Below are 13272 nucleotides of genomic sequence, written 5' to 3'. Positions count from 1 at the left end.
GACGTCTCTCAACTTGTGATTCAGCGCGGCTGCGATGTCAGCACGCGCACGGTATCGCCTGCGCGGACGCGCAATGCGGCGGCTTCGTCGGCGGTGAGGAGGAACGCGCCGTCCTCGACCGCGCCCGTCGTCGCGCCGCAGCGAAAATCTTCGAGCGATGTATTCGACACGAGGCTCTTCGGCGCGCCCTCTTTCGCGACGCGCTCGCCGATGCGAACCGTCGCCAGCACGCTCTCGCGCACGGTGCGCAAGTCCGACGTGTGGCATTCGAGCACCGGGCCGGCATCGAAGATATCGACGTGATTCTCGTAACGCAGCCCTTCCGATTCGAGCATCTTGCGCGCGGGCGCCGTATCGCGATGCGTGACGCCGACCGCGCGCTGCGCGTCCTCGGGCAGCAGGTCGAGATACACCGGATAGCGCGGCATCAGCTCCGCGAGAAACGACTTCTTGCCGTGCGAGCTGAGGTAATCGGCTTCGTTGAAATCGATCTGATAAAAATGCGAGCCGACCGCGTTCCAGAACGGCGATTCGCCGTTGTCGTCGAAATGGCCGCGCAACTCCGCGCACAGCCGCTGCGGAAAACGCTCTTTGAATTGCGCGATGAACATGAAGCGCGACCGCGAAAGCAGCCCGCCCACGCCCGCCGTGCGATACCGCGGGCTCAGGAACAGCGAGCACACTTCGGCATAACCGGTGAGGTCGTGCGAGATGTTGAGCAGCGACATGCGCGTCCACACGCCGAGATCCTTGCTCGCATGCACGACGGTCGCCACGCGATAGTTATAGAACGGCTGCTCCAGCCCGACTTCCGTTTCGATGCCGCACACGCCGGCGACATCGCCCGTCGCGGTGTCTTCCATCACGAAGAAGTAGCCCGCTTCGAAGGGCGCGGCGGCATCGGCGAGCGTGCGGCGTGCGCGTTCGACGCGCGCGGCGAGCGCATCGCGATCCGGCTTGAACGTGGTGAGCCCCGGGCCCGTTTCCTTTGCCAGCGCGACGAGCGCGTCGACATCTCCCGGCTGCACGCAGCGCACGACGATCATTGCAATTCTCCCGAGGCTTGATGCAGCGGCACGCAACGCACCGTGTCCTTCTCATGCACGCCGAGCGCATCGCGTGCGGCGGCGGTCAATGCGGCGCCATCGGCGCGCGTTCCGTTCAGATCGGCAAGAATGCAGCGAAAGCCGTGCGTGCCGCCTACCGCGACCAGATACGGCGCGCCGTTCGAAACCGCGCCATCGCGCACCGGGCGCCATTCGCCCGAACCCGCCGACGCGCTCTTGTCGACGGCAAGCGTGAGCACCGGGCCGGCATCGAAGATATCGACGAAACGGTCCGGCTCGAAGCCTTCTTCCAGATGGATGTCGTACGCGAGCAGCGTGCTTTCGTTCGGCTCGCCGAGCACGCGCTGCGCTTCGCCGGGCAAGAGCGGCACGTAGATCGGATACGTCGGCATGACTTCCGCGATGAACGTGCGGCTGCGTCCGCCCGATTCGAGTTCCACCTGCTCGAAGTCGCGCCCGAAGAACTTGCGGCCGACGGCTTCCCAGAACGGCGATACGCCGGCGGCGTCCGTCACGCCGAGCATCAGCGAAAAGACTTCGCTCGAAAAGCGCTTGCGGTTCGCGACGACGTACATCATGCGCGCGCGCGACAGCAGATGCGCCGCCGCTTCGCCTTCGGGCGTGCGCAGCGACGGATCGATATAAAAGCCCGTGAGGCGGCTCTTGCCCGTGAGTTCGTGCGACATGGTGAGCGCGTGAATCTTGCGGTTCACCTTGAGTTCGCGCGATGCGTGGATGAGCGCGTCGTTGCGAAACGTGTAGAACGGCTCGGAATAACCCGCCGACGCGACGATGCTCGACGTGCCGAGCAGCTTGCCCGTGTCCGAGTCTTCCAGCACGAAGAGATAGAACTCCTCGCCCGGAAAGTCGACTTCGGCGCGAAACGAATCTTCGGAGAGCGCGACGCGCGTGGCGAGTTGCTCGCGATCGCGCGGCAGCGAGTGCAGCACGGGGTGCGCGGCGCGCGCCATCCGTTCGAGCTCGTCGAGATCGGAGGCGCTGGCGGGACGAACGAATAGCATCGTCGTTTCCTTATGGCGATGAATCAACGTGCGATCAGCGGCTGACGGCAACCGCGCCCGCGACCTGCTCGACCGCCTTCTCGATGCGCGCGAAGCCTTCGTCGAGATCGGCCATCGGCATGATGAGCGACGGCGCGAAGCGAATCACGTTCGGCCCCGCGATCAGCATGATGACGCCGTTCGCCGCCGCCGCGTTGAGCACGTCCTTCGCGCGGTCCTTGTAGGCGTCCGCCAGTTCCGCGCCGATCAACAGGCCGCGGCCGCGAATCTCCTTGAAGAGGCCGAAGCGCTCGTTGATGCGTTCGAGATGCGCCTTGATCGCGTGGCTGCGCTCGCCGACGCCTTCGAGAAGCTTCGGATCGCTAATCAGTTCGACGACCTTCTCCGCAATCGATGCGCCCAGCGGATTGCCGCCGTAAGTCGTGCCGTGCACGCCGACCTTGAAGTGCTGCGCGATGGCATCGGTGGTGAGCATCGCGCCGATCGGGAAGCCGTTGCCGAGCGCCTTCGCGGTCGTGAGAATGTCGGGCGTCACGCCGTATTGCATGTACGCGTAGAAGGTGCCGGTGCGGCCGACGCCGGTTTGCACTTCGTCGAAAATCAGCAGCGCGTTGTGTTTGTCGCAGGCTTCGCGCAAGCCTTCGAGGAACGCGGGATCGGCGGGCAGCACGCCGCCTTCGCCCTGCACCGGCTCGACGATCACCGCGCACGTCTTGTCGCTGATCGCTTCGACTGCCTGCGCCAGATCGTTGTACGGCAGATGACGGATGCCTTGCGGCTGCGGGCCGAAGCCTTCCGCGTACTTCGGCTGGCCGCCGACGCTCACGGTGAAGAACGTGCGCCCATGGAAAGACTGCGTGAACGAGATGATCTCGATCTTCTCGGGCCCGAACTTGTCGATGGCATAGCGGCGCGCGAGCTTCAGCGCCGCTTCGTTCGCCTCGGCGCCTGAATTCGCGAAGAACGCGCGATCGGCGAAAGTCAGATCGGTCAGGCGTTTCGCGAGACGCAATACGGGTTCGTTGGTGTAGCCGTTGCCGATATGCCAGAGCTTGTCGCCCTGCTCGTGCAGCACTTTCAGCAATTCCGGGTGCCCATGCCCGAGCGCCGTCACCGCGATGCCGCCGGCGAAATCGACATAATCGCGGCCTTCGGTGTCCCACACGCGCGAGCCGCGGCCCCGGTCGGGCACGAAACTGGCCGGCGCGAAAACCGGAACCATCACTTCATCGAACGTACCGCGATTCACATTCATGTCGGTCATGAGCCACTCCTCTTCTGGTTCGTGCTGATCCGCACTGCAATGCATTCGATATTAAGCAATCGCACGCGTTCCGTCTTGCGCGTTCGCGACATGCTTTCATGGGCTTTGCGCGCGCCCGGTCAGCGCGGATCGGGCGGCTCGATCAGCGCGCCGCCGCGCGGTTCGTCGAGCGCGCCGCCGCGCTGCTTTTCGATCCAGTTGCGGCGTTCCTCGCGCGGCGTCACGCCGAAGCGGTCGCGATACGCATTCGAGAAATGCGCCGCCGACGAAAACCCGCACGCGAGGCTGATCTGCACGACGGATTTGCTCGTGCGCTGCAACTGCGTGCGCGCCTTGGTGAGGCGAAGATTGAGGTAATACTTCGACGGCATCGCGCCGAGATATTGCCGAAAGAGCCGTTCCAGTTGCCGGCGCGAGATGCCGACGAGCGTGGCGATTTCATCGGTGGCGAGCGGGTCTTCGATGTTCGCTTCCATCAGTTGCAGCGCATCGTTCAGGCGCGGATGCCGCTCGCCCGGCGCGGTCACGAACGGAATGCGCTGGCGCTCCGTGCCCGCGCGCAACACGCCGATGCCGAGCGAATCCGCGATGCGTTCGGCAAGATCCTGGCCGTGATCGCGCGCGATCATCGCCAGCATGAAGTCGATGCTCGCCTGACCGCCCGCGCACGTCGCGCGATCGCGATCGATCTCGAAAATCTGCTGCGTGACGATGGTGCGCTCGAACTGCTCGGTGAACTGCTGATACGTTTCCCAGTTCACCGCGACGCGATATTGCGCGAGTTGCCCGGCCATCGCGAGCCACCAGACGCCGTGATGAATGCCGGAGACGAGCGGCGTGCGCGGCGCGATGCGCGCGAGGCTCGCGAGAAAGAGCCGATAGTCCGCGAACTGCTGATAGCGCTCCGAGACGACGATGAGCCAGTCGCACTGAAGGGCGTCGTTGAATGCGCAATCGGCGGGAAGCTGCGCGCCGCCGGAGAGCGGCACGGCGCGGCCGTCCCACGAACACACGCGCCATTCGTAGAGACGATGCCCGTCGATTTCATTGGCGAGCGCGAGACTGTCGACGATCGGACCGATGCCGCTCATCGAGACGGGCGGCAGCGCGACGATCGCCACTTGCAGCGGCCCGCGCGCCGCGCCCGATGAACTCGCCACGTTACTTGAGGCTGCCCGAGAGGAACTGCTTCAGGCGCTCGCTCTTCGGCGCGGTGAGCACGTCAGACGGCGCGCCCTCTTCCTCCGTGCGGCCCTGATGCAGGAACATCACGTGATTCGACACGTTGCGCGCGAAGCCCATTTCGTGCGTCACGACGATCATCGTGCGGCCTTCTTCCGCGAGCTTCTGCATGACCTTCAGCACTTCGCCGACGAGTTCCGGATCGAGCGCGGACGTGGGTTCGTCGAAGAGCATCACGTCGGGATGCATGGCGAGCGCCCGCGCAATCGCGACGCGCTGCTGCTGCCCGCCCGACAAGTGCGACGGATATTGCTTCTCGACGCGCGGCGGCAGCCCCACTTTCTCCAGATACTCGCGCGCGCGTTCCTCGGCTTCCTTCTTCGTGATGCCGAGCACGTGAATGGGCGCTTCCATCACGTTCTCGATGGCCGTCATGTGCGACCACAGGTTGAAGTGCTGGAAGACCATCGCGAGTTTCGTGCGCACGCGCTGGAGCTGTTTATGATCGGCGACATCGAGATTGCCGTTGCGGTCGGGTTTCGTGCGCACGGCTTCGCCATCCACGACGATCTGTCCCGCGTTCGGCTTCTCCAGGAAATTGATGCAGCGCAGGAACGTGCTCTTGCCCGAGCCGCTCGCGCCGATGATGCTGATGACATCGCCCGCGCGCGCCGACAGCGAAACGCCCTTGAGCACTTCGTTGTCGCCGTAGCGCTTGTGGATGTCCTGCGCGGCGAGCTTCGTCGCGGCGTCTTTGGCTGTGGGCTCCAACGCTTTCTCCTCGGTTGATGTCATGGATCTCGGCACGGTTGCGGATTTTACCGCCCGTCAATGCGCGACCGGCCGCAAATACGCGAGCCAGCGGCGCTCCGCCCGCCTGAACGCCGCGACGAGCGCGAACGAGACCGCCAGATACAGGAGCGCCGCGACGCCGAACGAGCCGAACGATTCGTACGTGGCCGAATTCGCATCGCGCGCGACTTTGAGTATGTCGGGCACGGTCGCCGTGAACGCGACGGTCGTCGCATGCAGCATCAGGATCACTTCATTGCTGTACAAAGGCAAGGCGCGGCGCAGCGCGGACGGCAGAATGACGCGTCGATACATCGTGAACGTGCCCATGCCGTATGCGCGCGCGGCTTCGACTTCGCCGTGCGGGGTCGCGCGGATCGCGCCGGCGAAGATTTCCGTCGTGTAGGCGCACGTGTTCAGCGCGAACGCGAGCACCGCGCAGTTGAAGCCGCTGCGAAAGAACGCTTCGAGGAGCGACTGGCTGCGGATGAATTCCAGGCTGTACATGCCCGTGTAGAGCAGCAGCAATTGCACGTAGAGCGGCGTGCCGCGAAACACGTAGGTGTAGAGGCGCACGGGCGTGGAGAGCCAGCGGCGCTTCGACACGCGCGCGCAGGCGAGCGGCACGGCCGCGCAAAAGCCGATTGTGATCGACGCCGCCAGCAGCCACAGCGTGACGACGAGGCCCGACGCGTGCATGCCGTCGGAGTACAGGAACGGGCGCCAGTATTCGGCGAGGATCGGGATCATGGCTGCTCCGTCGTCATAGCTCGGCGTGACGCACGCCGGTGGAATAGCGGCGCTCGAGCGCCATCAGCACGACGTTCGATGCCGTCGTGATCGCGAGATAGATGAGCGCGGCGACGAGCACGAAGAAGAACATGTTGAACGTGCTCTTGCCCGCGTCCTGCGCGGCCTTGACGACATCGGCGAGACCGATGATCGACACGAGCGCCGTCGCCTTCACGAGCACCTGCCAGTTGTTGCCGATGCCCGGCAGCGCGAAGCGCATCATCTGCGGGAAGAGAATGCGGCCGAACACGCGCAGGCCGCTCATGCCGTAGGCACTGCCCGCTTCGAGCTGGCCGCGCGGCACCGCGAGAAACGCGCCGCGAAACGTCTCGGTGAAATACGCGCCGTAGATGAAACCGAGCGTGAGCACGCCGGCCGTGAACGGATCGATGTCGAACTGATCCCAGCCGAACGCATCGGTGATGTGATTGACCGCGATCTGGATGCTGTAGAAAAGCAGCAGCATCAGCACGAGATCGGGCACGGAGCGGATCAACGTCGTATAAGCGGTCGCGATGCCGCGCAAGAAGCCATGCCGCGACAGTTTCGCCGACGCGCCGACGAGTCCGAGCAGCACCGATACCGCGAGCGAGAGCATCGCGAGCGCGAGCGTTTCTTTTGCGCCCGCCCAGAGCAGCGGGCCGAAGCCGTACAGCGACACGAGCGCCTCCTTGTTCGTGGATTGGCGGCGATCGTCGCAAGCCGAAATGCGTCGTTCAAACGGCGCGGTACGGTGTTATTGCGATGCAGCAATCGGCCTCGCGCGAGCGCGAAAGCCGTGTTTGCCCGCTGCACAACGCAATCGGCGCACGCCAGCCGGGCAAACCCCGATCAACGGCGCGGGCGAAATTCGCGCTTTTGCGTCGCTTTTTCGATAGAGCGCGCGCGGCTAGTTTCGCGCGACACCGCGCACGACCTGCACCACATGCCCGTTCGCGACAGCGATCTCCGGGCTCTCCTGCAGCAGCGGCAGGAACTGGCCGGCGAACGCGGCATCGCGGGTTTCGGCGCGGAACATCGCGGCGACCGCCTTCGCATGCTCGATGCGCGCGTCGGGCGTGGCTTCGTCGTCGTCGAGGACGTCGTCGATGGCGGCGATCAATGTCGACAGCGGCGAAAGCCAGCGATACGCGCTGCCGTTGATCACGATCTGCAGGAATTCGCCCGGCGACACCGGCCCGAACTCGGCCTCGTGGCGCGTGCGCAGATGCGCGAGCACCGCGCGATGCAGCGCGAGCAGCGGATGCCGCACGTCGCGAAGAAAGGAGACTGCGGTGTGATCGTCCATGAAGCGTGTCCGTTGATGGTTACGTTGCGCGCGTTCGTCCCGCGTAGCGGATGAATTCGGCGGCGGTGAGCGGCGGCGAGAAGAGCCAGCCCTGTCCGGACTGCGCGCCGCGCGCGTGCAGATACGCGGCCTGCTCCTCGCGCTCGATGCCCTCGGCGATCACCTGCACGTCGAGCGTCGCCGCCATCTCGATGATATGCGACGCCACGCTGCTCGACGCCGCGTCCTGCCCGATGGTGTCGACGAACGACTTGTCGATCTTCAGCCCGTCCACGCGAAACGACTGCAAATGCGACAGGCTCGAATAGCCGGTGCCGAAATCGTCGAGATAGACGGCGTGGCCCGCGCGGCGGAACGCGTCGATCACGTCCTTCGCGGCGTCGGCGTCGAGAAACGCGCGCTCGGTCGCTTCGATGCGAATCTGCTGGGGCCGCACGCCCTGTTTTGCAATCGCGGGGCCGAGCACGTCGAGAAAGCGCCGCGTCGTCAGGTCGGGCACCGAGAGATTCACGGAAACATAGTAGTCGGCGTAGCGCCGCAGAAAATCGCCGAGTTCGAGAAGCACGGTGTCGAGCACCTGATCGGTGATCGCCTGGATCAATCCGCCGTGCTCCGCGAGCGGGATGAAATGGTCCGGCCGCACGATGCGGTCGTGATGCTTCCAGCGCACGAGCGCCTCCGCGCCCACGCAGCGTCGCGTTTCGAGATCGACGATAGGCTGATACGCGACGATGAACTGATGCCGCCGCACCGCGTCGCTCAGTTGTCCGCGCGGCGACACGCGGCGCACCACGACGAACGCCAGCCAGCCCGCGCACGCGAGGCCCGTCGCCACGCCGCCGAGCAGCCAGCCCCACGGCAGCGCGCGCACGCGCCGTCGCCATGTCTCGCGCGGCGCGCTCACGATGACCGCGATCGGCATCGACGCCGACTGGCGCACGGCGATCGCCGCGCAATCGGACCATTGCGGCGGCTGGCTGTAGACCGCGAGGACGGCGGCGGCATCGGTGGCGGGCGTGCCGGCGATCAGCCGCCGCGCTTCGGTGTTGATGACGGCGACGCGGTCCTCGGGCGCAATGCCCGTTTCGATGCCGTCGACGTACAGCGCGGGATCGGCGGTGATGTAGAAACCGTCGCGGCCCATCACGAGCGATTCCTTGCCGCCCGGCAGGCGCGCGAGGCCGTACCACGCGCTGAGGCCGTCGGGCGAGCGCCAGTCGGGCGGCGGCAGTCTGAGGCCGTCGAACGTTCCCGCCGATACCGCGCCGAGCAGCGACGAGCATTGCCAGCGGCCGTCGCGGTCGTAGGAGCCGGCGTCGCGCACCTGTTCGTGCGTGAGGGTGATTTGGCGGAGCGCGTGCAGATACGACGTCGAGCACGGTGCTTCGTTGACCTTGCCGATTTCGCCGAGCGCGCCCGACAGACGCCGCGTGACGTCCTCGGCGCGATAGAGCGCGGCATCGGCGAGCACGCTCAGGCGCTCGACGCGCTGCTGCCGCTCGCTGCGCGCCGCGACGACGAAGCCGATCCCCGCGGGCGCGAGCGCCGCAATCCCGACGATGACGATCAGAAGCGCCGCGAGCGCCCCACGTTGAAAGTTGTTCATTGCGTGTTATGGTCGCGCCGCGATGCGTGCGGCTCTCACGCTGTTGCGCGCGCGTCGTCCAGGCGAACGCCGCGTGCATCGGCCGGAAGTTCTGGTCGCGCCGGCTCGGACCGAAAGGCGGCAATGCGAAGTGCTGCGCAGGCGACTTAGTGTAGAGGGCGTGCGTTGCCGGCTTCAACGTTTTAATTCGGTAAAAAGTCGCCATTTTGGTGGGCTGGCGCACGGCCCGCCGTCCATTTATTTGCCTTTGCGCGGCGTGAGAGAATTCGGCCTTGCAAGTACGTCCGTGCGACGCCCGCGCGCCCTCACGTCCTGAGAATCCGTCCTGCCATCCGAAACCGTCATGACTTCACCCAGCGTGCGCCAGCCCGTCATCCGCGATGCCGCGCCCGGCGACTTCGACGCCATCGCGCGCATCTACGCGCACTACGTGCTCCATGCGCTCGCGACGTTCGAGGAAGCTCCGCCTTCCGTCGACGAAATGCGCGCCCGCCACGCGGCGATCGTCGCGGCGGGACTGCCCTATCTCGTCGCTGAAGTGAACGGCGAAGTCACGGGCTACGCGTATGCATCGGCGTACCGCGCGCGCTCGGCGTATCGGCATACGATCGAAGATTCGGTCTATGTCGCCGATGGCTTCGGCGGACGCGGCATCGGGCTCGCGCTGTTGTCGGCGCTGATCGCGCGATGCGAAGCGGGCCCGTGGCGGCAGATGGTCGCGGTCATCGGCAGCAGCGGCAACGCCGGATCCATCGCGCTGCATGCGCGGCTCGGCTTCGAACATGTCGGCGTGCTGCGCAACGTCGGCTACAAGCTCGGCGGATGGGTCGACAGCGTGCTCATGCAGCGCGCGCTCGGCACGGCGGCGTGAGATTCCTCGATTCGTGAAGTAGCCAGCCTTGCCGACCTATACCCTTGCCTCCCCCGTCAGCGCCGAAATCGATGTGCGGAAAAGCCGCTTCATCGCGCTGGCGCTTCCCGTCCCCGATCGCGATGCCGCCATGCGCGAACTCGACCGCCTGCGCACCGAACATCCGAGCGCGACGCACGTTTGCTGGGCGCTGCTCGCGGGCGGCCAGTCGGGCATGTCCGACGACGGCGAACCCTCCGGCACCGCGGGCCGGCCGATTCTCGAAGTGCTGCGGCATCACGAAGTGGACGGCGTGCTCGCGGCGGTCGTGCGCTACTACGGCGGCATCAAGCTGGGCGCGGGCGGCCTCGTGCGCGCCTACACCGACGCCATCGCCACCGCGATGCAGTCGGCCGAGCGCGTGGAACGCATCGAGCGCGGGCTGCTGAACGTCGACATCGATTACGCCGATGAAGCGCGCGTGCGCCGATGGATCGAGCAGCACGACGCGGAACTCGTCGAAAGCGCCTATTCGATGACCGTGCGGCTCGTCGTGCGCATGCCCGCCGCCGCGCGCGAATCCGCAGCCGCCGAATTGCGCGATCTGACGAACGGCCGCGCGATCATCGAGGTGCATGCGTGAGCGGCGCGCGTGTTTTCAAGCTGACGATCGCGCCGGGCGGACATGTCGTCGAAATGGAGGATGGCGCCTCCCTGCTGGAGGCGGCGCTGCACGCGGGCGTCTCGCTGCCGCGTTCGTGCCGCAACGGGACGTGTCGCGCGTGCATGTGCCGGCTCGTGGCGGGCGAAGTGGGCTATCGCATCGACTGGCCGGGTCTGACGGCCGAGGAAAAGGCCGATGGCTGGATTCTTCCGTGCGTCGCGGTCGCGCGCTCCGACGTGACAATCGATCAGCCGGAGGCGAGCGTGAGCGCGCCTGCTCATCGCCCGGTTCGTTCGCGCGGATTCTGATGCACGCGGGTGTCCCGGCACGCGGGTATTTCGGGATTGTCGTCACGATTCAACGACCTACGATGTGAATCCCGAGCCTACGGAAGGACATCGTCGCGGAAAGAGGATGCAGAGCGGCTCTCAAAAAGTGTACAATTGCGCTTTGCCCCAATTTCTGGCAGGGCCAGATCAACCGAGATTTCAATGACTAAAGTACTGTTGAAAGAGAACGAGCCTTTCGACGTCGCCATGCGTCGTTTTCGCCGTACCGTCGAGCGCACGGGCCTGATTCAAGAGCTCAAGTCGCGCATGGCATATGAAAAGCCGACCACCGAGCGCAAGCGCAAGAAAGCTGCTGCTGTCGCTCGTCTGCGCAAGCAGATCCGTCGCGCGCAACTGCCGAAGAAATTCTATTGATCGACTGATGGGCGCGGGCGCATCGCTCTCGCCTGTCGATGTTGGTCAGCAGCACAGCCGGCGTTCAGCGGGTCGCGGTTTCGTCAAAGCCGTGGCGAACACGCCACAGGCGAAAGCTCGCGAGTCGCACGTGTAAGCGTGCGCCCTTTCGAAGCCGGCTGGCGGGATGGCAAAAAGCCTGCATGAGTTCATCGCTCATGCAGGCTTTTTGTGCTTTCAGGAGTGTGTCTGTTCATTCAGCGAGCGGCGCCACCACGCCACGCCAGGTTGTGCATACCTGAAGCGGACGCACAAAAGCAAAGAGCCCGGTTGAACCGGGCTCTTTGCTTGACATCTGGTTGCGGGGGTAGGATTTGAACCTACGACCTTCGGGTTATGAGCCCGACGAGCTGCCAGACTGCTCCACCCCGCGTCTGGAGAAAGAAATTATAGACCGGAGCGGCTCGCGAAGTCAAACAGTCTTTTCAATCACGATGCCGAAGCCGGATTCAGGCGTTCGCCCGCTTCATTGCTTGCCGCCAGCGACGCGCGATGATGCGCCCGCGACAGCTTGCCCAGCAGCGGCAACAGCACGATGGCGACCACCGCCCCGCCCGTCGCGAGCCAGCCCAGCCAGACGAACAGATGCGTGTAGAGCGGCAGCGATTGCAACGGATCGAGATTGCCGGACGGCCTGCGCGCCAGATTCGCCACGACGCTGCCGAGATACTGCGACACGCCCGTCGCCACGAAATACGCGCCCATCATGAAGCCGCCCATGCGCGCCGGCACGTAGCGCGCGATCATCGCGAGACCCAAGCCCGACACCAGCAACTCGCCGAGCGAATAAAGCCCGTAGCCCGCCACCATGAACCACGACGACACGCGCCCGTCCACCGCGTATCGCCCGCTCAGGCCGAACACGAAGAAACCGACCGCGACGACCACGAAGCCGAGCGCATATTTGCCCGCGACCGGAATATCGCGACCGCGCCGCGCCTGCCGCGCGTAGAGCACCGCGAGGATCGGGCTCAGAATCATGATCCAGATCGGATTGAGCGCCTGAAACTGCGCCGCGCTCCACGTGAACAATTCGACGCCCGCGACCGAGAACACCGGATCGACGTTGCGCAGCGCGAACAGCGTGAGCGACGTCGACATCTGCTGGTAGAACACGAAGAAGAGAATGACCTGCAGCGTCAGAATGAGCGCGGCGGCGAGGCCCGCCCGTTCGCTGCGATCGGATTGCGTGAGCATGTAGCCGAAGATCGCGAGGATGCCGAACCCGGCCGCCCACACGCAGTATCGCGCGACCGTCTGATGCTGCAGGATGAACACCGTCGCCGCCGCGAGCGCCACGCTTCCCGCGACAACCGCGACGAACGCGCGCCAGCGGATCGGCTGATCGTCCGGTGCGGAGCCGATGCGCGCCAGCGTGCGGCGCATCAGCGCGTAATTCACGAGGCCGAGCACCATGCCGCCACAGCACACCGCGAAGGCCGTATGCCAGCCCCAATGGTCCTTGATCCACGGCGTCGCGAGCATCGATACCGTCGAGCCGATATTCACCGCCATGTAATAAATGGTGAAAGCGCTGTCGATGCGCGCGTCGTCGCCTTCGTAAATGCGTCGCACGAGATTCGCCGCGTTCGACTTGAACAATCCGTTGCCGACAACGATCACGCCGAGCGACGCATACACGAAGCCGAGCGCATCGAACGGCAGCGCAAGCATGAAATAACCGGCCGCGAGCACGATTGCGCCGAGCGTCATCGTGCGGCGCGCGCCGAGCACCTTGTCGCCGATCCAGCCGCCTATCGACGGCGCCGAAAATACCAGCGCAGTGAATGCGCCCCACGTGAGATTGGCGTAATCATCGGCGAAACCGATTTTGTCGATCATGAACAGCACGAGCAGCGCCGCCATGCCGTAATAGCCGAAACGCTCCCACATTTCGATGAGAAAGACGGTCGAAAACGAGCGCGTCTGCGATATGACGGGCGATTGATTCATCATCGGGAAATTCCTTCAACAACAGATAAGCAATGCGGGCGTTTCAAGA

At 65.1% G+C, this 13272-nt stretch carries 14 protein-coding genes and 1 tRNA gene; 4 read left to right on the top strand and 11 right to left on the bottom strand.

What is annotated here, in order from left to right:
* Positions 1-20: 20 nt before the first annotated feature.
* The 9 genes from astA to NCR39_RS05120 all read right to left on the bottom strand — a co-directional run bounded on the left by astA (position 21) and on the right by NCR39_RS05120 (position 9013).
* The gene (gene astA, locus NCR39_RS05160) at positions 21-1046 is read right to left on the bottom strand and encodes an arginine N-succinyltransferase (RefSeq protein ID WP_250451101.1); all 1026 of its coding nucleotides are present in this window, start codon (positions 1044-1046) and stop codon (positions 21-23) included.
* The gene (gene aruF / locus NCR39_RS05155) at positions 1043-2089 is read right to left on the bottom strand and encodes an arginine/ornithine succinyltransferase subunit alpha (protein WP_250451099.1); all 1047 of its coding nucleotides are present in this window, start codon (positions 2087-2089) and stop codon (positions 1043-1045) included. Before aruF ends, astA begins: the two co-directional genes overlap by 4 nt.
* Positions 2090-2123: 34 nt before the next feature.
* Positions 2124-3353 (bottom strand): aspartate aminotransferase family protein, encoded by a 1230-nt coding sequence (locus NCR39_RS05150; protein ID WP_250451097.1) that lies wholly within the window; start codon positions 3351-3353, stop codon positions 2124-2126.
* 119 nt (positions 3354-3472) lie between these two features.
* Entirely contained in the window at positions 3473-4444 is a 972-nt protein-coding gene (locus NCR39_RS05145; RefSeq protein WP_284507124.1) for a GlxA family transcriptional regulator, read from the bottom strand.
* A 70-nt stretch (positions 4445-4514) separates the two neighbouring features.
* Positions 4515-5330, bottom strand: coding sequence for an ABC transporter ATP-binding protein (locus tag NCR39_RS05140; RefSeq protein ID WP_250451094.1), 816 nt, complete (start codon positions 5328-5330; stop codon positions 4515-4517).
* Positions 5331-5363: 33 nt separating this feature from the next.
* Positions 5364-6077 carry an ABC transporter permease gene (locus NCR39_RS05135; RefSeq protein ID WP_250451092.1) on the bottom strand — a complete coding sequence of 238 codons (714 nt, stop codon included), beginning with the start codon at positions 6075-6077 and terminating at the stop codon, positions 5364-5366.
* A 13-nt stretch (positions 6078-6090) separates the two neighbouring features.
* Complete coding sequence (locus NCR39_RS05130; RefSeq protein WP_250451090.1) at positions 6091-6780, bottom strand: ABC transporter permease; 690 nt, start codon at positions 6778-6780, stop codon at positions 6091-6093.
* Positions 6781-7008: 228 nt separating this feature from the next.
* Complete coding sequence (locus tag NCR39_RS05125) at positions 7009-7407, bottom strand: hypothetical protein (protein WP_250451088.1); 399 nt, start codon at positions 7405-7407, stop codon at positions 7009-7011.
* Positions 7408-7426: 19 nt separating this feature from the next.
* On the bottom strand, positions 7427-9013 hold the full coding sequence (locus tag NCR39_RS05120) for an EAL domain-containing protein (protein WP_250451086.1): 1587 nt from the start codon (positions 9011-9013) through the stop codon (positions 7427-7429).
* Between the two features lie 343 nt (positions 9014-9356).
* Between NCR39_RS05120 and NCR39_RS05115 the strand changes: the two genes are divergently transcribed.
* From NCR39_RS05115 to rpsU, 4 genes are all read left to right on the top strand, one after another.
* Positions 9357-9884 carry a GNAT family N-acetyltransferase gene (locus tag NCR39_RS05115; protein WP_250451084.1) on the top strand — a complete coding sequence of 176 codons (528 nt, stop codon included), beginning with the start codon at positions 9357-9359 and terminating at the stop codon, positions 9882-9884.
* A 28-nt stretch (positions 9885-9912) separates the two neighbouring features.
* On the top strand, positions 9913-10506 hold the full coding sequence (locus tag NCR39_RS05110) for a YigZ family protein (RefSeq protein WP_250451082.1): 594 nt from the start codon (positions 9913-9915) through the stop codon (positions 10504-10506).
* A gap of 20 nt (positions 10507-10526) precedes the next feature.
* Positions 10527-10835 carry a 2Fe-2S iron-sulfur cluster-binding protein gene (locus tag NCR39_RS05105; RefSeq protein WP_284507122.1) on the top strand — a complete coding sequence of 103 codons (309 nt, stop codon included), beginning with the start codon at positions 10527-10529 and terminating at the stop codon, positions 10833-10835.
* 183 nt (positions 10836-11018) lie between these two features.
* Entirely contained in the window at positions 11019-11231 is a 213-nt protein-coding gene (rpsU, locus tag NCR39_RS05100; protein WP_006999077.1) for a 30S ribosomal protein S21, read from the top strand.
* 335 nt (positions 11232-11566) lie between these two features.
* On the opposite strand, the gene NCR39_RS05095 is transcribed toward rpsU, so the two are convergent.
* Positions 11567-11643 (bottom strand) — tRNA-Met (locus NCR39_RS05095).
* Between the two features lie 56 nt (positions 11644-11699).
* Positions 11700-13226 (bottom strand): peptide MFS transporter, encoded by a 1527-nt coding sequence (locus NCR39_RS05090; protein WP_502800161.1) that lies wholly within the window; start codon positions 13224-13226, stop codon positions 11700-11702.
* Positions 13227-13272: the final 46 nt, after the last annotated feature.

It is taken from the genome of Caballeronia sp. ATUFL_M2_KS44, assembly GCF_023630965.1.
Lineage (GTDB): Bacteria > Pseudomonadota > Gammaproteobacteria > Burkholderiales > Burkholderiaceae > Caballeronia > Caballeronia concitans.
This window is presented reverse-complemented; position numbering and strand designations above follow the sequence as displayed.